Annotated in this window: 21 protein-coding genes; 8 read left to right on the top strand and 13 right to left on the bottom strand. The window is 63.0% G+C overall.

Annotated elements, in window-relative coordinates; genetic code table 11:
* Positions 1-203, bottom strand: a 203-nt coding sequence (locus tag IQ26_RS40000; RefSeq protein ID WP_240547271.1) for a septum formation initiator family protein, incomplete at its 3' end; no start/stop codon positions are given.
* 287 nt (positions 204-490) lie between these two features.
* Positions 491-679, bottom strand: coding sequence for a hypothetical protein (locus tag IQ26_RS28170; protein ID WP_145721632.1), 189 nt, complete (start codon positions 677-679; stop codon positions 491-493).
* 231 nt (positions 680-910) lie between these two features.
* On the opposite strand from IQ26_RS28170, the gene IQ26_RS28165 reads away from it, so the two are divergent.
* The gene (locus IQ26_RS28165; RefSeq protein ID WP_126042754.1) at positions 911-1,810 is read left to right on the top strand and encodes a LysR substrate-binding domain-containing protein; all 900 of its coding nucleotides are present in this window, start codon (positions 911-913) and stop codon (positions 1,808-1,810) included.
* Between the two features lies 1 nt (position 1,811).
* Here IQ26_RS28165 and IQ26_RS28160 read toward each other — a convergent pair whose 3' ends face one another.
* The 9 genes from IQ26_RS28160 to IQ26_RS28120 all read right to left on the bottom strand — a co-directional run bounded on the left by IQ26_RS28160 (position 1,812) and on the right by IQ26_RS28120 (position 10,250).
* Positions 1,812-2,795 carry an alpha/beta hydrolase gene (locus IQ26_RS28160; RefSeq protein ID WP_240547270.1) on the bottom strand — a complete coding sequence of 328 codons (984 nt, stop codon included), beginning with the start codon at positions 2,793-2,795 and terminating at the stop codon, positions 1,812-1,814.
* A 273-nt stretch (positions 2,796-3,068) separates the two neighbouring features.
* Positions 3,069-3,254 carry a hypothetical protein gene (locus tag IQ26_RS28155; RefSeq protein ID WP_145721631.1) on the bottom strand — a complete coding sequence of 62 codons (186 nt, stop codon included), beginning with the start codon at positions 3,252-3,254 and terminating at the stop codon, positions 3,069-3,071.
* Between the two features lie 193 nt (positions 3,255-3,447).
* Positions 3,448-5,577: an ASKHA domain-containing protein gene (locus tag IQ26_RS28150; RefSeq protein ID WP_145721630.1), complete on the bottom strand. Its 2,130-nt coding sequence runs from the start codon at positions 5,575-5,577 to the stop codon at positions 3,448-3,450.
* Positions 5,528-6,502 (bottom strand): methyltetrahydrofolate cobalamin methyltransferase, encoded by a 975-nt coding sequence (locus IQ26_RS28145; RefSeq protein WP_145721629.1) that lies wholly within the window; start codon positions 6,500-6,502, stop codon positions 5,528-5,530. The genes IQ26_RS28150 and IQ26_RS28145 overlap by 50 nt, the downstream gene beginning before the upstream one ends.
* Before the next feature lie 79 nt (positions 6,503-6,581).
* Positions 6,582-7,673: a methylenetetrahydrofolate reductase gene (locus IQ26_RS28140; protein WP_145721628.1), complete on the bottom strand. Its 1,092-nt coding sequence runs from the start codon at positions 7,671-7,673 to the stop codon at positions 6,582-6,584.
* Positions 7,670-8,269: a methylenetetrahydrofolate reductase C-terminal domain-containing protein gene (locus tag IQ26_RS28135; RefSeq protein ID WP_145721627.1), complete on the bottom strand. Its 600-nt coding sequence runs from the start codon at positions 8,267-8,269 to the stop codon at positions 7,670-7,672. Before IQ26_RS28135 ends, IQ26_RS28140 begins: the two co-directional genes overlap by 4 nt.
* Entirely contained in the window at positions 8,262-8,564 is a 303-nt protein-coding gene (locus tag IQ26_RS28130; protein WP_145721626.1) for a virulence factor, read from the bottom strand. The genes IQ26_RS28135 and IQ26_RS28130 overlap by 8 nt, the downstream gene beginning before the upstream one ends.
* Positions 8,565-8,796: 232 nt before the next feature.
* The gene (locus IQ26_RS28125) at positions 8,797-9,579 is read right to left on the bottom strand and encodes a formyl transferase (RefSeq protein ID WP_145721625.1); all 783 of its coding nucleotides are present in this window, start codon (positions 9,577-9,579) and stop codon (positions 8,797-8,799) included.
* Between the two features lie 98 nt (positions 9,580-9,677).
* Entirely contained in the window at positions 9,678-10,250 is a 573-nt protein-coding gene (locus tag IQ26_RS28120) for a DUF4893 domain-containing protein (RefSeq protein ID WP_145721624.1), read from the bottom strand.
* Positions 10,251-10,406: 156 nt separating this feature from the next.
* On the opposite strand from IQ26_RS28120, the gene IQ26_RS28115 reads away from it, so the two are divergent.
* Positions 10,407-11,294, top strand: coding sequence for an NAD-dependent epimerase/dehydratase family protein (locus IQ26_RS28115; protein ID WP_240547269.1), 888 nt, complete (start codon positions 10,407-10,409; stop codon positions 11,292-11,294).
* A gap of 3 nt (positions 11,295-11,297) precedes the next feature.
* Here the strand turns inward: IQ26_RS28115 and IQ26_RS28110 are convergent, their stop codons facing one another.
* Positions 11,298-11,927, bottom strand: a complete 630-nt coding sequence (locus IQ26_RS28110) for a DUF1638 domain-containing protein (RefSeq protein WP_145721622.1) — start codon at positions 11,925-11,927, stop codon at positions 11,298-11,300.
* A gap of 56 nt (positions 11,928-11,983) precedes the next feature.
* Here IQ26_RS28110 and IQ26_RS28105 point away from each other — a divergent pair, with 56 nt between their 5' ends.
* A complete protein-coding gene (locus IQ26_RS28105) occupies positions 11,984-12,124 on the top strand; it encodes an entericidin A/B family lipoprotein (RefSeq protein ID WP_145721621.1) in 141 nt (46 codons plus the stop codon).
* A 138-nt stretch (positions 12,125-12,262) separates the two neighbouring features.
* Here IQ26_RS28105 and IQ26_RS28100 read toward each other — a convergent pair whose 3' ends face one another.
* Positions 12,263-12,961, bottom strand: a complete 699-nt coding sequence (locus tag IQ26_RS28100) for a corrinoid protein (protein WP_126042739.1) — start codon at positions 12,959-12,961, stop codon at positions 12,263-12,265.
* Between the two features lie 263 nt (positions 12,962-13,224).
* Between IQ26_RS28100 and IQ26_RS28095 the strand changes: the two genes are divergently transcribed.
* The 5 genes from IQ26_RS28095 to IQ26_RS28075 all read left to right on the top strand — a co-directional run bounded on the left by IQ26_RS28095 (position 13,225) and on the right by IQ26_RS28075 (position 19,176).
* Positions 13,225-14,799 (top strand): trimethylamine methyltransferase family protein, encoded by a 1,575-nt coding sequence (locus tag IQ26_RS28095; protein WP_145721620.1) that lies wholly within the window; start codon positions 13,225-13,227, stop codon positions 14,797-14,799.
* A gap of 107 nt (positions 14,800-14,906) precedes the next feature.
* Positions 14,907-15,578 (top strand): 4Fe-4S dicluster domain-containing protein, encoded by a 672-nt coding sequence (locus IQ26_RS28090; protein ID WP_145721619.1) that lies wholly within the window; start codon positions 14,907-14,909, stop codon positions 15,576-15,578.
* 104 nt (positions 15,579-15,682) lie between these two features.
* Positions 15,683-16,414 carry a dienelactone hydrolase family protein gene (locus IQ26_RS28085; protein ID WP_145721618.1) on the top strand — a complete coding sequence of 244 codons (732 nt, stop codon included), beginning with the start codon at positions 15,683-15,685 and terminating at the stop codon, positions 16,412-16,414.
* A 90-nt stretch (positions 16,415-16,504) separates the two neighbouring features.
* Positions 16,505-17,065 (top strand): RNA polymerase sigma factor, encoded by a 561-nt coding sequence (locus tag IQ26_RS28080; RefSeq protein ID WP_145721617.1) that lies wholly within the window; start codon positions 16,505-16,507, stop codon positions 17,063-17,065.
* Between the two features lie 2 nt (positions 17,066-17,067).
* Complete coding sequence (locus tag IQ26_RS28075) at positions 17,068-19,176, top strand: VWA domain-containing protein (protein ID WP_145721616.1); 2,109 nt, start codon at positions 17,068-17,070, stop codon at positions 19,174-19,176.
* Positions 19,177-19,178 lie beyond the last annotated feature (2 nt).

Here is a 19,178-nt window from a genome sequence, read left to right as displayed (position 1 = left end):
CGCTCTTCGGTGATGATCGCCCGGCTCGAGCCACGCCGCTTCGGACCCGTTGCCGCAGGTGAACTCCGCTTGGACGACTGCTCCATCCCGCTCGGCTTCAGCGTCGGGCGCGGCGGTAGACCTTTCAGACGCCGGATCTCATCCTTCAGAGCCGCATTCTCGGCGCGAAGCCCGGCCACCTCTGCCCGCAACTGCAGGATCATGTCGAGCAGGTCCGTAGGGGTCGGCGTTCGAGAATCTGGTGGATCCGCCATGGCCTGACAGAATCACGCCGCCCGCCAAACCGCCACCCTCTCTAACCCGATACACCCGAGTCATAACGCCGCGTCCGCCACCGGTTTTGCCCCGGTTACGAAATGTCGGCTGCATTGCACCCCGTTCATATGCGCCATGCAGCGGCGACATGGCTCGGAAAGTCGTCGACTACAAAATAAAAAGGCCTGCCGGGCAGCGTCTGCGCGGCAGGCCTTCAGCTTTGGATACACACGATCTATTTTACTCCACCAGCCCAGGATCCGACGCCGTAACGAGTGCCGGTCTTGGTGTCGGCGGCTTCAGGCCAACCGATATCCTTCTGCAGTTCGATCGGCAGAGAGTGGATGGCGCGTTCGGTCTGGTAGCGGGCGCGGGCCGCGCTGATTTCGGTCGCAATGCGGCCGATGGATGACAGGATGGACATTTCATTCTCCTTTGCGTTGAGCCGGGAATTTGCCGGTTGCTCCGCGTGCGAAGCGCTACGTCAGGTTTGTTTCAGCTTCATTTAGTGTCGATTGCAGATCCGTGTCATGGTCGTTTCAAGACCGCTTTCGATACGTCCGCCTTCGATGGAGTTGACTATCCTCCCAAAGTGATGTTCAATCAAACGAAATGGAATGATGGTTTGTATCAGAAAAATTGAAGGTCGATCCCGATGAACGCCCCACTCAATCATCCATTGCCGTTGCTCGATCTCGACGTCTTGCGTACGTTCGTGGCGATCGCCGAGACCGGCAGTTTCACCACCGCGGCAAATGCCGTCTTCCGCACGCCGTCGGCCGTCTCCATGCAGATCAAGAAGCTGGAGGATATTCTCGGCCGTTCGGTGTTCGCGCGCGACGCGCGCTCGGTGACGCTGACCACGGATGGCGAGATGCTGCTCGGCTACGCCCGGAGGCTGCTGTCGATCAACCGCGAGGTGGTGTCCAAGTTCATCATCCCCGACATTGTTGGGGTGGTGCGGCTCGGCTCGCCTGACGACTATGGCGAGCGCGTGCTGCCGCATGTGCTGAAGCGTTTTGCGCAGTCGCATCCTTCGATCGCGGTCGACGTCACCATTGACCAGAGCAGCAATCTGCGCCGGCGCATGGACGACCGGGCGCTCGACATCACGCTGCTCACCAACTCCTACAAGACCAGCGCGCTCGGCGCCGAAGTCCTGCTCACCGAACCGATCGTCTGGGCCGGTGCCAAGGGCGGTTGCGCGCATCTGCGCGAACCGCTGCCGGTTTCCTTGTGGGAAGAGGGCTGCGCCTGGCGGGCAGGCGCCCTCGAAGCGCTCGGCCGTGAGGGCCGCAATTATCGCGTCGCCTATATGAGTGCGCATACGGCCGGCCAGCGCGCCGCGATCCTGTCCGACCTCGCGGTGGCGCCGCTGCCGAAATCATTCCTCGGCAACGACATGGTCGAGCTTTGCCCGAAGGACGGCATGCCGGATATCGGCACCTACAGCCTCGCCATGATCGTGGCGCCGGATGCCAGCGCACCGGTAAAGGCCGTCGCCGACCATATCCGCGCGACCTTCGAAGTGTTCAGGGAAACCGGGAAGTTCTGATTCAAGACCTCAACGGCGAAGCCAGGCCGCGAGCGGTGACGCCGCGATCTGGCTTTTTCAGCGACAATTCGCCGGCTTTGGCGTGATATATCCCGGTTTCGCTGCCCAAAAACGCCACGATGCTGTCCCGCGCACGCCGCGCCTCTGGCATGTCGATCAACGGCCAGACGTGGAACATGCCTTCCTCGTAGACGACCTCCACGTCGACGCCGGCGACGCGGGCCTTGTGCGCGAAGATCAGATTGTCGGGGCTGAGCAGATCGTGCGAACCGGTCAGGAGCAGCGTTTTCGGCAGCACCGACAGGTCGCCGTAAAGCGGGCTGATGCGCCAGTCGCTGCGATCGATGCCGGCGCTGTAAAGCCGGACCGCCTCGAGGCCGCCTGGAATGCCCAGCCAGGGATCGTTGCGTTCGGCCTCGAACACTTCGGGGTTGGCAAGCGACATGTCGAGGCCGGGCGAAATCAGCACATGGCGCGACGGCAAGGGCAGGGCGGCTTCCGCGGCCATCATGGTCAGCACCACGGCCATGTTGCCGCCGGCGGAATCGCCCATGAAGACGATGTCCTGCGCTTCCGCCTCGTCGAGTATCTGACGGTAGACCTTGCCGACCATGCCGAACATGGCGTGGAAATCGTGTTCGGGAGCAATGGGATAGATCGGCACAGTGATGCCGAAACCCAGCCGGTCGGCCATATCGGCGATGAGTCCCCAGTGATAGGACGTGATTTGGAAGACATAGGCGCCGCCATGCAGGTAGAGAATCCGCTTTCGCTCGCCGCCCTTTGGCGCGATTTCGTAGACGGGAAAGCCGTCAACGCTGCGCGTCGTAACGTCGAAACGCGATCGCAGCGAGGCGGGCGGCCGGTGGTCCTCCGTCTTGCGCGCATAAGCGATCCAGCGCTGCAGGTTTTCCGGACTCGAAAAGGCCTTCTTGCGGCTGTGCCTGAGCACGAAGGACACGACGTGGCTTTTGAGACTGGGCATGCGGACACACGGACTTCGGCTGAGCCGACTAAGAGAACCCCTCACAGTCTCCGAAGATCGTGCCTTCGCCAAGAATGTCAAGTTTTGCGCGGCTTCAACACGCTGGTGTGATCCAGCTTTGAGCAAAGGCTGTCGGTGGTCGTCGCCCCGTACGCCGCCGCAGCGCTCAGCGCCGGGGCAGCAGTGCGGCGCGCAGCCGGCGGTCGCTTGCCGCCGGAGCCGCATGACGGCTTCGGCGCGTGGCCAGCAGCTTGCAGTTGTCGGCGAAGGTCATCAGCGCGCCGAGCCCAAAAGCAGGGCCGACAGGGTGGCCTGCGGGTCGCTGCGCGGGGACGACGGCCAGCCGATGTCCTTCTGGATTTCGGGCGGCAGGCTGTTCAGGGCCCGGACGGACCTGTTCCTGTTGTGTGCATGCTTGATGGCCGCACCAAAGCGGCCGAGGCTTTCGAACATCGACATCTTCATCTCCCTTGGAGCGCGCTGCGGCGGCTGAAAGCTATTTCCTGCCTGCCGTTCGATGCCGGTTAAATGCTCCCTGCATGTATCTGGTGGATTTCACGAAAACAGCGTCTTCGTTTCCAGATCTGTCGATCTGGAAACATATGCATACAAATGAAATCGGCGGTGAAGGGCCGCTTCCGCCGGCGGGATGTTACCCCCGGCCGCGCCGGGCGGCGTGACCTTCGCGCGAACGTCGCCGTGGGGCGGCATCGCCGGCAATGCCGTCTTCGCTGACCGTCTTGCGCGGTGGCAGTTTCACCGCCGCCGACAGTTTTGGGAATGGGTCGATCTTGTTCGGCAGCGCCATGGCGTAGACGAAGTGCTCCTGGAATTTCGGCTCCAGCGCGGTCTCGATCTTCTCGATCCGGCTCACCGTTTCCTCGATCTCGCGGCGATAGCCGCGATTGAGCAGCGCCATGCGCGCGCCGGCGCCGGCGGCGTTGCCGACGGCCGAAACCTTGTCGAGATCGCAGTCGGGGATCAGTCCCAGCACCATGGCGTATTTCGGATCGATGAAGGAGCCGAAGGCGCCGGCGAAGTGAATGCGGTCGACATGGTCGGTATGCTGCTTTTCCATCAACAGCTTGGTGCCGGCATAAAGCGCCGCCTTGGCAAGCTGGATGGCGCGCACGTCCGTCTGGGTGATGGTGATCCTGGGCTCGCCTTCCTTCAGCACGTAGGAGAAGGTGCGGCCATTGGCGATGACGCGCGGCGAGCGGGCGCTGAGCGACCCGTCGATGACGCCATCCTCGGAGATGATGCCGGCGAGATACATCTCAGCGACCACCTCGATGATGCCGGAGCCGCAGATGCCGGTGACGCCGGTCGCCTGGACGCTGTCGAGGAAGCCGGGTTCGTCTGACCACAGTTCCGAGCCGATGACCCGGTATTTCGGCTCCAGCGTGTCGGGATCGATGCGGACGCGCTCGATGGCGCCGGGCGCGGCGCGTTGGCCGCCGGAGATTTCCGCGCCCTCGAAGGCCGGACCGGTGGGCGAGGAGGCCGCCACGACCCGCTGGCGATTGCCGAGCACGATCTCGGCATTGGTGCCGACGTCGACGATCAACATCATCTCGTCCTGGCGGTGCGGGCCTTCCGACAGCGTCACCGCAGCCGCATCGGCGCCGACATGGCCGGCGATGCAAGGCAGCATGTAGAGCCTGGCGCCCTGGTTGAGCTTCAGCCCGATATCCGACGCCTTGATGTGCACGGCACCCGAGACGGCCAGCGCGAACGGTGCGCCGCCGAGTTCGGTCGGGTCGATGCCAAGGAACAGATGGTGCATGATCGGGTTGCCGACAAAGACCGAATCCAGGATGTCGTTGCGCTGGACGTTGCCTTCCGCACAGACCTTGTCGACGAGGCCGGAGATCGCTTCGCGCACCGCGACCGTCATGCCTTCGCGGCCGTCCGGGTTCATCATCACATAGGAAACGCGGCTCATCAGATCCTCGCCAAAGCGGATCTGCGGGTTCGACGTGCCCGACGAGGCGGCGACGCGGCCCGACAGCAGCGACACCAGATGCATGGCGATGGTGGTCGAGCCGATGTCGCAGGCAAGCCCATAGGCCTCGTTCTTGAGACCGGGCCACAAAGAGATGACCCGCGCGGTCTCGCTGTCGGCATCCTTGTGGATGGCGGCGGTCGCGGTCCAGTTGCCCTTGCGCAATATGCCCTGCACCTGCGGCAGGAGATGGAAATCGAAATCGAGGCTCTTGAGCCCCCAGTCCTTCATCAGCGCGATCTTCAGGCGATCGAGATCGCCTGATGGATTGTGCATGTCGGGCTCTTCGATCTCGACGTAGCACATGTGGATTGCCGAATCGCGGGCGATGACCCTGGTGTCGGCGTCCTTGCGGATGGTCTGCGCGTTGATGACGGTGTCCTGCGGCACGTCGACGACGAGGTCGCCGAGGATCTGCGCCGAGCAGGACAGGCGGCGGCGTTCGGGTAGGCCGCGCACGCGTTCATAGCGCTCCTCCTTGGCGCCCTTGGGCGAGATGTGGTCGTTGGAAGAGACGATCTTGTGCTTGGCGAAATTGCCTTCCTGCACCTCGATTTGGCAGCGCCCGCAAGTGGCGCGTCCGCCGCACACGCTCTCGACATAGACGCCGAGCTGGCGTGCGGCATCGAGCACCGGCGTGCCGACCGGAAACCGCCCGCGCTTGCCGGACGGCATGAACAGCACGAGCGGATCGGTGATGTTGGCGGGTGAGTTCACGATTGCGCGCTTATCCTCGGGCCATCCGGGCTTCACGGCCGCCGCGCCGGCGGCCGCCATTGCCGCCGCCTTCGCCCGGCGCGTTGACCGCCGTTGGGGCCGCTACCGCCTGGCCGCCTTCGGCCGGCTTGTAGTCCTTGTAGGTTCTGATCCAGTTGGTGCAGTTCTCGTCGGTGCCATTCAGCACGTTGGCGCCGCGCACGGCTTCCATCTCCTGCGGGCGCACCGGGTTCATGATCGCCGAGGTCATGCCGGCGCCGATCACCATAGGGATGAAGGCGGCGTTGATGCCGTGGCGATGCGGCAGGCCGAACGAGATGTTGGACAGGCCGCAGGTGGTGTTGACCTTGAGCTCCTCGCGCAGGCGACGCAGGAGGGCAAAGACCTGGCGGCCGGCGTCGCCCAGCGCGCCGATCGGCATGACCAGCGGGTCGACGACGACGTCATGCGCCGGAATGCCGAAATCGGCGCAGCGCTCGACGATCTTCTTGGCGACGGCGAAGCGAACATCCGGATCCATCGAAATGCCGGTCTCGTCGTTGGAAATGGCGACGACGGGAACGTTGTATTTCTTGATCAGCGGCAGGATGGCCTCGAGCTTTTCTTCCTCGCCTGTGACGGAATTGACCAGCGGCCGGCCCTTGGCGACCTTGAGCGCCGCCTCGATCGCGGCGGTCACCGAACTGTCGATCGACAGCGGCAGGTCGACCAGGCCCTGCACGATCTCCAGCGTCTGCACCAGCAGTGCCGGTTCGGTTGCGTTGGGATCGACAGCGGTGACGCCGGCATTGACGTCCAGCATGGTCGCACCGCAGGCGGCCTGTTCCAGCGCGTCCTTGATGACGGTCTCGAAATTGCCCGCCACCATCTCCGCGGCCAGCTTCTTGCGGCCGGTCGGATTGATGCGCTCGCCGATCACGCAGAAGGGCTGATCGAAGCCGATGATGATTTCTCGTGTCGCCGAGGCGACGATCGTCCGGGTCATGAAATCCCTCCGTCGTGATATAAAGACTTCTTTATATCGTTTCTGATTTCGTTCAAGCGAATGGTGACAATCCACGCCGTCAATGCGCGGTCTTGACCATGTCCACCTGGGTTTCGGTAATCTCGTCGTGCAGTATGTGGTCGAGCCGGTCGGCGACGAGTTGGTCGTCGCGGCGAATTTCGCGCTTCCATGGCTGGCGGCCCTTCAGCACGCCCGATTCATCGACGATCTCGGCGACATATTCCTCCTGGCGGTAGGCCATCACATGGACGCCGGATACGCCGGGAATTTCCTTCACCTCGTTGATGATGTCGATGCAGAGCTGCTTGCCTTCCTTCTTCTGGTCCTGGGCGCCTTCCAGCCGCTTGACGACCTGATCGGGGATATGAATGCCCGGCACGTTGGAGCGGATCCATTTGGCGGTCTTGGCCGAGGCCAGCGGCCCGACACCACACAGGATGAAGCATTTTTCCGTGAAACCGAGATCGCGGACCTGCTGCATGTAGGCGCGGAACATCGGCACGTCGAAACAGTACTGGCTCTGCACGAATTGTGCGCCGGCGGCAATCTTCTTGCCCAGCCGATACGGGCGGAAATCGATCGGCGGCGCGAAAGGGTTGATCGCCGCGCCGAGGAAAAGCTGCGGCGGCGTCGTCAGCTTGCGGCCGGACAGGAACTTGCCGTTGTCGCGCATGATGCGGCAGGTTTCCAGGAGCGACATGCAGTCGAGGTCGAACACCGGTTTGGCGCCGGGCTGGTCGCCGGCCTGTACGCCGTCGCCGGTCAGGCAAAGCATGTTGGCGACGCCCATCGCCGCTCCGCCCAGCACGTCGCCCTGGATGGCGATGCGGTTCCTGTCGCGGCAGGCGATCTGCATGATCGGGGCATAGCCCATGCGGGTCAGCAGCGCACAGATGCCAACCGAGGACATGTGGCAGTTGGCGCCCGACGCGTCGACGGCGTTGATGGCGTCGACCCAGCCGTCGAAGATTTTGGCGCGGTTGTAGACGTCCTCCGGATCGGCGCTGTCGGGCGGGTTGAGCTCTGTCGTCACCGCGAATTCGCCGCGCCGCAGGACGCGCTCCAGCCGGCCGCGCGAGGTGTGGCCGGGCAGGGGATCGAGCGGCAGGTGGATGCCGGCCGGATTCTCGTCGGGCTGGCGGCCGATCATCCCGATGCTCCGGTTTTCGCCGCGTTGCTGGCTGCTTCGCGAGCAGCGGCGGCCTGTGCGGTCACCCGCAGCCAGGCCGAGGTCTCGCGCAGCGACTGGTCGACCGGCTTCTGCACGTCGAGGATCTTGTCGCCATGCACCATGTTGCGCGAGCCTTCCCAGGCCTTGACCCAGACGCACGGCATGTCAGGTTCGACCTCGCAATTGCCGTTGGCGCGCACACCGCCGCAGGGGCCGTTGCGCAACTGCTTGGGGCAGTTCATCGGGCAAGACATGCCGGTGGAGGACAGCACGCACTGACCGCACATGCGGCAGTCGAACATGAAGCCCTTGACGCGTTTTTCGACGAATTTGATCGGCCCCTCGACGCGACCGTAGCCGATGCCCTTCCATAGCGGATGCAGCAGCAGGAACATGTCGGCGAACCTGCTATAGAACCATTCGAGCAATCGTGAATGGCGGATCGACCACAGCCGCACCGCAAAAGAGCGCTGGACGCGCCGCTGCGGCGACACATCGGCCGGCTTGTAGTCGGATTTCGGCGCTGCCTTCTTGACCAGAGTGGCCTGCGTAATCGCCGGGGTCGTTTCAGGCATTTTCTTTCCCGCCTGCCTTGACCAGAGCGACCAGCCGCTCGCGGTCGTATTTCGCGTCGATGTCCTGAAGGGCTTTTTCGGCCTCGCCTTCAAGATCGTCACCGACCGGCACGGGGTCGGCCTTGCGCCATTCGGCCAGGTAGTCGTCGGTACCGCCGGCGCCGGTGCGCATGGCGCACATGTCGATCGCTTCGGTGAAGCGCAGCGGCAGTTCGCGCTTGGCGTTCTGCCGGCCCTTCCTGACGATGACCTGGGCGGGAATGTCGCGCCAGTAGACGACGATCAGATCGGCCATGAATTCTCGCTCCTGCAGGGCGCTTTGCGTCCAGTTGGAAAGGACGCCCTACCACTTTCACTCGACTGCATCGGGCTTTCCGAAGATCGATTCCGATTTTCGGGTCGATGCAGCGGTTTCGAGCATTGCCGCAAGCGCCATTAGGCTGCTTGTTATGGGACGACGCGCGCGCATTCAAAAGCGACGCTATCGCCAAGCGGCAAGCGAAACGCGAGACTTCAGGATCGCTGGGTTACCAGACGCCGGCTTTTATGCCGGTCCAGAGATAGAACCAGATCGTCGGATGATACCATTGTTTCGAGGGCAGGCCGGGATCTGAAATGGCAAGCTTGCCGGCCAGTGCGTCACTGACCGCCTCGACGCAGATGTCGCGCGAGAATGCCGCCTGCCGCAGCGCGTAGGTTGAAATCGTATCGCCTGCCTCAGGCTTGCCGCGCGCCTGCAGCAGCACGCCGCCTGTATCGACGCCGGCGTCGACCAGATGCACCGTGGTGCCGAAATTTTGCGCATCGCCCGTGGCCAACGCCCAGTAGCCGCCATTCATGCCGCGATATTTAGGAGCGATGCCGGCATGGTAATTGAGGACCGGGCAAGGGATTTTCGCCAACGTCTGGCTCGACAGCAGGCGGCAGCCGGCGAGCAGCACGACGCCGGGTTGGATTTCCGCGATCGCCTGCAGACACTCCGGCGCGTTGGCCGAGGGAACGTCGATGGTCGCTTGTCCGGGCTTCGGTTCCGTCTGCAGCTTCTGTTCGGCGATCATGCGTGCTGCGTGCCCGGCGAAAAACCGCTTGCCAAGCCGCGTCAGCACCATCGTGCCAAGCTGCCCGGCGGCCTGTAACCAGCCTTGGCGGCGGGCACGCCCGATCAGCAATTGCTTTTTGGATTCAGGGGTTTCGAGGATAACGCTGACAGGTCCCAGCCGGTCAGCGATGGCGTTGACGATGGCCCAGATATGCGGTCCGCCTTCGGTGACGACGACGATCGGCCGCGGATTTGGGTTCAACGGTTCCATGGTTTGTGCCGCCCCGAAAAGACCTGCTCTCAGCGCGCGGGATGCTAGACCGCCCGGGTTAATCCTTGGTGATCGGCTTGGGTGTCAGGGCTGCAGGCTCAGCGCTTGAGCTCAAGGATGTCGAGTTTCGATTCGTAGTAGGGCGCGGGGAATTCGATGCGCCATTCGTCGGCGCTGTTGCGAAAGGCGTAGCCGACCTGGTCGCTCTGTGGGCCGCTGCCATAGGGTTTTGCCGGATCGTTGTTGACGGAGAAGGAGCCGAGATAGATCGAGCGCTTTTCGCCGTCATCGAAGAAGCGACCCTTGGTGCGCTGCGATCCGGTGATCTTTTCCAGAGTCCAGCCTGAACCATTGTCGCTCACCTTGCACTTGAACCAGCCATAGATGACGAGCGGGCTCAGTCCGCCGGCCTTGATGGTACGGCACTGCCAGTTCCCGGTCAGGTCCGTGTCGGAAAAGGCGACCAGCGGCTTTGCCAGCAAGGCGTCGAGCTGCTTGACCTCGGCAGCGTCGCCAGCCTTGGCTTCATCGAGGGATGTCTTGCGCGTCTCGCCATACTTGTCGAGCCGTGCCTTGTCGGCGGGCGTGATGAGCTTCTGCACCTCGCCGTCGGCAAGCGCGGGCAGGGTGAAGCAGACAACGCCTGCGGCAATCATGAGGCGAGCGATCATCGCTGCGTTTCCTGGTCGATGGCTGGAACAGCCTGTTTTCGCGTTTGGCACATAAGTTATCTGTTCGCGGTGGCGTGTCATCCATGCTTAACAGCGGCCAGGTTAAAAATCCTGGCTTCACCGATGCGGATATTGCTTACGGGATCATCAGGTTGGTTGGGCAGCGCGCTCGCGCCGCGCTTGCGGGCAATTGGCCATGACGTTGTCGGCCTCGATCCCGCCCCGTCGGCGGAAACGCAGATGATCGGCTCGGTCGCCGACCGTGATCTGGTCATGCGGACGGTCAGGGAAAACCGCATCGAGGCGATCGTCCACAGCGGCGCTCTGCACAAGCCTGATATCGAACACAACCGCAACGAGGATTTCGTCGAGACGAATGTGCGCGGCACGCTCAACCTGCTCGACGCGGCGGTGGCATCAGGCGTTCAGCGCTTCGTCTTCACGTCGACGACTTCGCTGATGATCTCGAAAGCCATACGCGCCGGCTTCACCGGCGGCGCGCGCAAGGCCGCCTGGCTGACGGAAGACATGTCGCCTGAGCCGCGCAATATCTACGGCGTCACAAAGCTTTCGGCCGAGCACCTTTGCCGCCTCTATCACATCCAGTCCGGACTGCCGGTGATCGTGCTGCGCACCGCCCGGTTCTTTCGCGAGGCAGACGACATGGCGCACGCCATCGAGCAGTCGGACGCCAATACCAAAGCCAATGAGCTGCTGTTTCGCCGGCTGACCGTGGAAGATGCCGCCGAGGCCCATATCGCGGCGCTGGACAAGGCGCCGCAACTGGGCTTCGACATCTTCATTGTTTCGGCGCCAACGCCGTTCCGGCCCGATGATTGCGAGGCCTTGATCGCCGATGCGCCGTCCGTCGTCGGGCGCTATTTTCCGGAGTTTCCGGCGCTCTACGCGCGGAAGGGCTGGACGATGTTTTCCTCGATCGACCGCGTCTACGACGCCTCGCGGGCAAGGGACAGGCTGGGGTTCGTCTGCGAGCTTTGCCGATGTGCTCGCGGCGATCGCGGCGGAAGAGGCGCGCCTCCCTGATGGTCAGGGGATGGTTGCAGCTCGCGCCAGCTCCGTCGTCAGATCGCCATAACCGGTCGAGCGGCGCTCGTAGGCGAGGCCGAGCATTTTGGCGGCGTTCTCGGCGACCTTGTCGAGTTCCGGGTCGTCGGTCTGGGCGATGTAGACCAGCTTCTCGTAATTGCCGAAATAGTCCTTGATCAGCTCCGGATGCCTATCGAGGCCAAGCGGCTTCATGAAGAAGGCGTCGAACTGCCGGCACAGGAAATCGGTCATGTAGAACGACATCATGTCGTCGTCGGCGATTTTCGCATAGGCGTCCATGCCCTGGTAGAAGGCAAAGCAGTGCGGCCCGGCCATGCGCTCGACGCCGTGCTTCTCGCAGACACGGTCAAGCAGACCACCGGTGCCGCAATCGGCGTAGCCGACGAAGATGTTCCTGTAACCGTCCGCCTTCGCCTTCTCGATCGCCTTGTCCATGGCCGGCGCGATGCGGTCCGGGTAGAAATGGAACTCCGCCGGCAGGCAGGTCAGGTCGAGATGGTCGAGCGCCAGCTGCTCCTTGACGGCCAGAACTTCGCGCGCAATCATCCCGCAGGCGATGACGAGCAGCCTGTCGCCTTGATCGGGTTGTGGTTTTTGCACGGCGCTCATAGAACGGTTTCGTTGCTATTGATTTTCGAATCTATCGAACGAGGGAGACACCGTCCATGAAACTGTTGCGCCTTGGCCCCATCGCCATTCTTGCTTGTGCCCTGGCTCTTTCGGCCTGCGCCAACACGATCCGCGGCGTCGGCAGGGATGTCAAATCGACAGCCAACGCCGTTGAGGATACGGTCAACAACCCCTGATCCGTAGTCTCATCAAAGCGCATCGCGGCCAGCCGGCTTCAAGCGATGCGCTTTAGGCGGCATGCTCTAACATCTGGGAACGAAAAGCCGCGCTGCAAGGCGCGGATTTGCTTATTGTCCAGGCCGAATCCGCCGAGCTCAGGCCGAAGCGCGGACGTTGTGCTTGCGCTTCATGAAGTCCTTGGCGGTCTCGACCGCCACCGCCGCGTCGCGGCAATAGGCATCGGCGCCGACGGCCTTGCCGAACTCCTCGTTGAGCGGCGCGCCGCCAACCAGCACGACATAGTCGTCGCGGATGCCCTTTTCCTTCATCGTGTCGATGACGACCTTCATGTAAGGCATGGTCGTGGTCAGCAGCGCCGACATGCCGATGATGTCGGGCTGATGCTGCTCGATGGCATCCAGGTATTTCTCGACCGCATTGTTGATGCCGAGGTCGATGACGTCGAAGCCGGCGCCCTCCATCATCATGCCGACAAGGTTCTTGCCGATATCGTGGATGTCGCCCTTGACCGTGCCGATCACCATCTTGCCCTGCTTCGGCGCGCCGGTGGCGGCAAGCAGCGGACGCAGGATGAACATGCCGGCCTTCATCGCGTTGGCGGACAACAGCACTTCCGGCACGAACAGGATGCCGTCGCGAAAATCCTCGCCGACAATGCGCATGCCTTCGACCAGTGCCTCGGTCAGCACCTTATAGGGCGCCCAGCCGCGATCGAGCAGGATCTGCGTGCCTTCCTCGATCTCTTCCTTCAACCCGTCATAAAGATCGTCGTGCATCTGCTGCACGAGCTCGTCGTCGGAAAGCTCGGAAAGGATGATCTCGTCGTCGGCCATTTTTTCTCGGGCTCCTTGCCGTGCGGAAACAATCACGGCACCTGAAATGCAACGGTAATACCTAACCCGCAAGGGGCGTGTATCCATAGCTGATTTGCGACTTCCCGCAAAAGGAAAGCGACCGCAAATCTATTGGAATTCTTGTCGATTTTGCGACAGGCGTTGGCGCTGGCGGGCCGTTTCGAATAGGGTCCATGACTACGATCTGGCCAGAACCGCGATATGCGGCCGCAACGATTTTCAGGTTTCAGGGAAAAAACATCATGAGTGAGAACGCGCCAGTCGATCAGGAAGCGTCAAACGCCCGGCGTGGCCGCGCTGCCAGCGGCGGCGCCGCTGCCCGGCGGGCGGCGCGCTCGGGTGGCGGCCCCGGCACCCAGCTCACCTACATCAAGCGCAAGATCAACGTCTATGAGGTGCTGGACGAGGAAGGCCTGGCGCTGATCGAAAAGAACACTGACACGGTGCTCGAGGAGATCGGCATCATCTTTCGCGACGACGCCGAGGCGCTGCAGCTGTGGAAAGAGGCCGGCGCCGACGTCAAGGGCGAGCGCGTGCATTTCCCGAAAGGCCTCTGCCGCTCGCTGTTGAAGACCGCGCCGTCCCTCTATACCCAGCACGCCCGCAACGCCGAACGCTCGGTGCAGATCGGCGGCAACGCTACGGTCTTCGCGCCGGTCTATGGCCCGCCCTTTGTGCGCGACCTCGACGGCGTCAGGCGCTATGCGACGATCGAGGATTTCCAGAATTTCGTGAAGCTCGCCTATATGGCGCCGTCGATCCACCATTCAGGCGGCACGGTGTGCGAGCCGGTCGACGTGCCGGTCAACAAGCGCCATCTCGACATGATCTACAGCCACATCAAATACTCGGACAAGCCGTTCATGGGCTCCGTCACCGCGCCGGAGCGTGCCGAGGACACGGTGGCGATGGCCAAGATCGTGTTCGGCGACGATTTCGTCGAAAATAACACCGTGCTGACCAGCCTGATCAACGCCAATTCGCCGATGGTGTTCGACGAGACCATGCTGGGCGCGCTGAAAGTCTATTCGCGCCACAACCAGGCCTGCATCGTCACGCCGTTCATTCTTGCCGGCGCGATGAGCCCGGTGACGGTCGCCGGCACGCTGACGCAGGTTCTGGCCGAAGTGCTGGCCGGCGCGTCGTTCACGCAGTTGATCCGGCCGGGCGCGCCGGTGCTGTTCGGCACTTTCGCCTCGTCGATCTCGATGCAGTCGGGCGCGCCGACCTTCGGCACGCCGGAGCCGTCGCTGGTTTCTTATGGCGCGGCGCAGCTCGCCCGCCGGCTTGGCCTACCGTTCCGCACCGGCGGCTCGCTCTGCGCCTCGAAAATCCCGGACGCCCAGGCGGCCTATGAGAGCGCCAACACGCTGAACTCGACGATCCTCGCCGGCACCAATTTCGTGCTGCACTCGGCCGGCTGGCTCGAGGGCGGGCTCGCCTCCTGCTACGAAAAGTTCATGATGGACATCGACCAGCTCGGCATGACGCAGAAGTTCTCCGAAGGCGTCGACCTGTCGGAAAACGGCCAGGCGATGGACGCCATCCGCCAGGTCGGCCCGGGCAGCCACTATCTCGGCTGTGACCACACCCAGGCCAATTTCCAGACCGCCTTCTACCGTTCCAACATCGCCGACAACAATTCCTACGAGCAGTGGCTGGCCGAAGGCGAAAAGACAGCGCCGCAGCGCGCCAACGAACTCGCCCGCCGCTGGCTGGAAAGCTACGAGGCGCCGCATCTCGATCAGGGTATCGACGACGGACTGAAGGAGTTCATCGCCAGGAAGAAGGCGTCGATGGCCGACGCCTTCACCTGAAAGGAGCCCGAGTCAGGCGGGGCTAAAGTCGCCAACATCATCCACAAGGAAGTCTGGCGGAGCGCATTTTCCGACCCGGACAGGAAAGGGTGATCCCTGCGCGCAGCATGATCGAAGATATAACGGCAGCACTTTCCGCCTGCGGTCTCATGCTTCGCGGCGGCTTCAATTTTGCCGATGGCGAGGACACGCCGTTCGGTCTCTCCGGCGCTCCCGCCAAATCCATCGTGCTGGTAGGGCAGGCGGGTGCTGCGTCGTGGCCGCATTTCCTGCGCTGGCGGGAGAGCCAATCGCAAGCCATCGCCAATCCGCTCGATACATGGTCTCGCGAAGTGATCGGCGCGCTGGCGAACGACTTCGGCGCGCGTGCCGTGTCGCCCTCCGACAGGCCATATCTGCCGTTCCAGCAATGGGCGATGCGGGCGGATGGTCTGAGGCCGTCACCGCTCGGCATCCTCATGCATCCGCAATACGGGCTCTGGCACGCGTATCGCGGTGCGCTGCTGTTCGAGGACGAGATTGCGCTTCAGGAAGCTCGCGACGTGATTCATCTTTGCGATGCATGTATCGATAAACCTTGCCTGAAATCCTGCCCGGTCGACGCGTATTCAGCGGTCGGTTTCGCGCATGGAGCCTGTCTGACGCATGTGCGCGGGGCGGGTGGTGCGCCTTGCCGAACCGGCGGCTGTCTCGACCGCAACGCCTGTCCCTATGGCACGGCCTATCGCTATCCGGCGACGGCTCAGGCCTTTCATATGGCGGCGTTCGCGCGTCCGTAGCGTCGCCGGACGCCGCACGGAATCTTGAATAGGGTCGCCGCATTACGACTTGCTCCGATGCCCTGCGTGGATATGTATCGCGCGTGAAGTCAAAGGAGCGGGTGATGGTGAAGCGGGACATTCAGATCAAAATCAGCGACGGCTTGGCAAAAGCCGGGCTGTTCCGCTCGGCAGCCCCGGCCAAGGCCGCTATCATTCTCTATATGGACGCTTTTGGCCCGCGACACGCGCTCGACCAAATGGCGGAACGGCTTGCAGGCGACAACTACGCGGTATTGGTCCCGGATCTCTTCTATCGCAACGCGCCCTACGGCCCTTTCGAGGCCAAGACCGCATTCAGCGACGAGAAGCGCAGGGCTGTCATCACGGGTCTCCTCAGCAGCACGACACAGGACATGACCATCCGCGACAGCGGCGCTTTCCTCGATGCGCTCGATGCCGAAGGCCTGACCGGACCGGTCGGCACTGTCGGCTATTGCATGGGTGGAGCGCGGGCACTGAATGCCCCCGCGACCTATCCCGATCGCATCGTTGCCGCCGCCAGCTTCCATGGCGGCAATCTGGCCAGTAACGCCGCCGACAGCCCGCACCGGAAGGCTGCATCGATCAAGGCGCGGGTCTATGTCGGCACCGCGGGCGTGGACAGAAGTTTCCCGCCGGAGCAGGCGGCGCGACTGGCCGAAGTGCTGCGCGCGGCGGAGGTCGATCATGTCATCGAGAATTATGCCGGCATGGCGCATGGCTGGTGCGTTCCGGACCACAGCGTCTTCAATGCGATCGGCGCCGAGCGTCATTGGAAGCGGCTGGCGACGCTGTTCGCGGAGACGCTGGAGTAGGGCGCCGGTGGTCCCTCTCTGACCGCCTCCCAAAAATTTCTTTCCATCACCCCAAGGAATCGCCATTAGCCTTCGTCCAACGGGCAAATGATGGCGCTGATGCTGGATGAAAGCGAAGCCTCCGACGCCGAGTTGATCGGGCGAGCGAAGGGCGGGGACAGAAGGGCTTTCGGCAAGTTGCTCGAAAGGCACTATGATTTCGTCTATCGCGCCGCCTATCGCTGGTGCGGGAAAAAGGCCGACGCCGAGGACATCGCCCAGGAAGTCTGCGTCCGGCTGGGCCGGGCGATCCGCGGCTATCATGGCAGCGGCGCCTTCACCACCTGGCTCTACGCCATGACGCTGAACGCGGCGCGCGACATGATGCGCAAAACCGCCCGCGAGACGGTCAAGACCGAAGCCTACGGCGCTTACGCATTGATCTCGGGAGAAGCCTCGGCCGAGCCCGAGGATCCGGTCGAGGTGCTTTGGGCAGCGGTGCGGATGCTGCCGGACAAGCAGCGCGACGCGGTGCTGCTTGTCTATGGCGAAGGGCTGAGCCACGCAGCCGCCGCCGAGGCGATGGCGATCTCGGAGACGACGGTTTCCTGGCACATCCATGAGGCGAAGAAACGGCTGAAGACGCTCGTGCGTTCAGCCGGGGAAGTATGATCATGGTCGACGACAACGAACTCAAGAGGCTGCGCGACATCGCAGCGCCGGCGCCGGGTACCGACGCGAAGGCGCGTGCCTTCGAGGCTGCCATGCGTGCCTACGACATGGACGAGAAAACTTCACCTGCCGCCCAAGGATCGGCGAACGGGCTTCGTCTCACAGAGCGAGCACAAAAGCTCTGGAGCGAAATCATGCAAAAGAAACTCTTCGCCGCGCCGGCCATTGCCGGGCTCATCGCCCTGCCGATCGCCGGATACGCCGCCATCTATATGCTGCGGGAGCAGCCATTCCATTTCGGTGGAGACGAGAAGATAACCGAAACGCTGGCCGACAAACCGGCGACCAACGCGCCGGACAAGGCGAAACAGGCGCCGGTTGCCGAAGGTGACAACCAAAAGAAGGCCAATGCCGACAGCGCACCGCGTCAAGTGCCAGCAGCGCCGCCGAAACCCGAATCGACCGTTGCTGGCGGCACGGCACAGCAGGATGCGCTAGCCCGCGAAGTGACCGAGCCTGTGCCAAGCACGGAGGCCGCGCCGCCGTCTAACCGAGTGATCATGCGATTGGCACCACAGGCACCTGCGGCCGATGGCGCCGCGCAGGCCGGCCGCACGACTGCCGAGTCCAAACTGATGGTGCGTCGGCTTATGCCGGCCGACCAGATGCTGCCGCAGGAGCAAAACCGCGACCGCGTCGAGGAGTTCAAGACCAATCCGGTTCATGCCGCGCTCGAAGATCCGGTCTCGACCTTTTCGATCGATGTCGACACGGCCTCCTATTCCTTCGTGCGGCGTTCGCTGAAGGAGGGTTTCGTGCCGCAGGCCGACACGGTCCGCGTCGAGGAGATGATCAACTACTTTCCCTATGACTGGAAAGGGCCGGACTCTGCCTCGACGCCGTTCAACTCGACCGTCAGCGTTATGCCGACGCCGTGGAACGAGCACACCAAGCTGATGCATGTCGCCATCAAGGGGTTCGACGTCAAGCCGGCCGAGCAGCCCCAAGCCAACCTGGTCTTCCTGATCGACGTGTCGGGCTCGATGAACGAGCAGGACAAGCTGCCGCTCTTGCGGTCGGCCTTCCGGCTGCTGGTCAACAGACTGAAGCCGGACGACACGGTCTCGATCGTCACCTATGCGGGCGACGCCGGCACTGTGCTGGAGCCCACCAGGGTTTCGGAGAAGGACAAGATCCTCAATGCCATCGACACTTTGACGCCCGGCGGCAGCACGGCCGGCGAGGCGGGCATCAGGCAAGCCTACAGGCTGGCGCAAAAATCCTTCGTCAAGGACGGGATCAACCGGGTGATGCTGGCCACGGACGGCGACTTCAATGTCGGCCAGACCGACGATGACGATCTGAAGCGGCTGATCGAGCAGGAGCGCAAGAGCGGGGTGTTCCTGTCGGTGTTCGGCTTTGGCCGCGGCAATCTGAACGACCAGATGATGCAGACCATCGCCCAGAACGGCAACGGCACCGCCGCCTATATCGACACTTTGGCCGAGGCGGAGAAGGTGCTGGTCGAGGATGCGTCCTCGACACTGTTCACCATCGCCAAGGACGTGAAGATCCAGGTCGAGTTCAACCCGAACAAGGTTTCGGAATACCGGCTGGTCGGCTACGAGACCCGTGCCTTGAACCGCGAGGATTTCAACAACGACCGCGTCGATGCCGGCGAGATCGGCTCCGGCCATTCGGTCACCGCGATCTACGAGATCACGCCGAAGGGCAGCGGCGGCGAGCAGATCGACCCGCTGCGCTACGGCCAGGCGTCGGTGAACAATGGCGGCGTCGCCAACGCCGACGAATATGCCTTCGTGAAAATCCGCTACAAGCTGCCGAACGAGGATGCCTCGAAGCTGATCACCACGCCGGTGACGTCCGCCAATGAAGTGTCGAGCTTCGATCAGGCCAGCACCGACCAGCGTTTCTCCGTCGCCGTCGCGGCCTTCGGCCAGAAACTGCGCGACGAGGATGCGACCGCGAAGTTCGGCTACGACAGGATCATGGAGATTGCCACCGCCGGCCGGGGAGCCGACCCGTTTGGGTACCGGTCCGAGTTCCTGTCGCTTGTGCGCCTTGCCTCGGCGCTTGGCGGTAACCGGTAGTG

It is taken from the genome of Mesorhizobium tianshanense (genome assembly GCF_007830515.1).
Classification (GTDB): Bacteria; Pseudomonadota; Alphaproteobacteria; order Rhizobiales; family Rhizobiaceae; genus Mesorhizobium; species Mesorhizobium tianshanense.
The sequence above is the reverse complement of the archived record's forward strand: the minus strand, read 5'-3'. Positions and strand labels throughout refer to the sequence as shown.

Excerpts from the sequence above, each read along its gene's own strand:
- IQ26_RS28155 (WP_145721631.1), bottom strand. The coding sequence starts at position 3,254 with ATGTCGATGTTCGAAAGCCTCGGCCGCTTTGGTGCGGCCATCAAGCAT.
- IQ26_RS28170 (WP_145721632.1), bottom strand. The coding sequence starts at position 679 with ATGTCCATCCTGTCATCCATCGGCCGCATTGCGACCGAAATCAGCGCG.
- IQ26_RS28165 (WP_126042754.1), top strand. The coding sequence starts at position 911 with ATGAACGCCCCACTCAATCATCCATTGCCGTTGCTCGATCTCGACGTC.
- IQ26_RS28110 (WP_145721622.1), bottom strand. The coding sequence starts at position 11,927 with ATGAGCGCCGTGCAAAAACCACAACCCGATCAAGGCGACAGGCTGCTC.
- IQ26_RS28125 (WP_145721625.1), bottom strand. The coding sequence starts at position 9,579 with ATGGAACCGTTGAACCCAAATCCGCGGCCGATCGTCGTCGTCACCGAA.
- IQ26_RS28090 (WP_145721619.1), top strand. The coding sequence starts at position 14,907 with ATGATCGAAGATATAACGGCAGCACTTTCCGCCTGCGGTCTCATGCTT.
- IQ26_RS28145 (WP_145721629.1), bottom strand. The coding sequence starts at position 6,502 with ATGACCCGGACGATCGTCGCCTCGGCGACACGAGAAATCATCATCGGC.
- IQ26_RS28105 (WP_145721621.1), top strand. The coding sequence starts at position 11,984 with ATGAAACTGTTGCGCCTTGGCCCCATCGCCATTCTTGCTTGTGCCCTG.
- IQ26_RS28130 (WP_145721626.1), bottom strand. The coding sequence starts at position 8,564 with ATGGCCGATCTGATCGTCGTCTACTGGCGCGACATTCCCGCCCAGGTC.
- IQ26_RS28160 (WP_240547270.1), bottom strand. The coding sequence starts at position 2,795 with ATGCCCAGTCTCAAAAGCCACGTCGTGTCCTTCGTGCTCAGGCACAGC.
- IQ26_RS28140 (WP_145721628.1), bottom strand. The coding sequence starts at position 7,673 with ATGATCGGCCGCCAGCCCGACGAGAATCCGGCCGGCATCCACCTGCCG.
- IQ26_RS28085 (WP_145721618.1), top strand. The coding sequence starts at position 15,683 with ATGGTGAAGCGGGACATTCAGATCAAAATCAGCGACGGCTTGGCAAAA.
- IQ26_RS28135 (WP_145721627.1), bottom strand. The coding sequence starts at position 8,269 with ATGCCTGAAACGACCCCGGCGATTACGCAGGCCACTCTGGTCAAGAAG.
- IQ26_RS28080 (WP_145721617.1), top strand. The coding sequence starts at position 16,505 with ATGGCGCTGATGCTGGATGAAAGCGAAGCCTCCGACGCCGAGTTGATC.
- IQ26_RS28120 (WP_145721624.1), bottom strand. The coding sequence starts at position 10,250 with ATGATCGCTCGCCTCATGATTGCCGCAGGCGTTGTCTGCTTCACCCTG.
- IQ26_RS28075 (WP_145721616.1), top strand. The coding sequence starts at position 17,068 with ATGGTCGACGACAACGAACTCAAGAGGCTGCGCGACATCGCAGCGCCG.
- IQ26_RS28095 (WP_145721620.1), top strand. The coding sequence starts at position 13,225 with ATGAGTGAGAACGCGCCAGTCGATCAGGAAGCGTCAAACGCCCGGCGT.
- IQ26_RS28150 (WP_145721630.1), bottom strand. The coding sequence starts at position 5,577 with ATGGCGGCCGCCGGCGCGGCGGCCGTGAAGCCCGGATGGCCCGAGGAT.
- IQ26_RS28100 (WP_126042739.1), bottom strand. The coding sequence starts at position 12,961 with ATGGCCGACGACGAGATCATCCTTTCCGAGCTTTCCGACGACGAGCTC.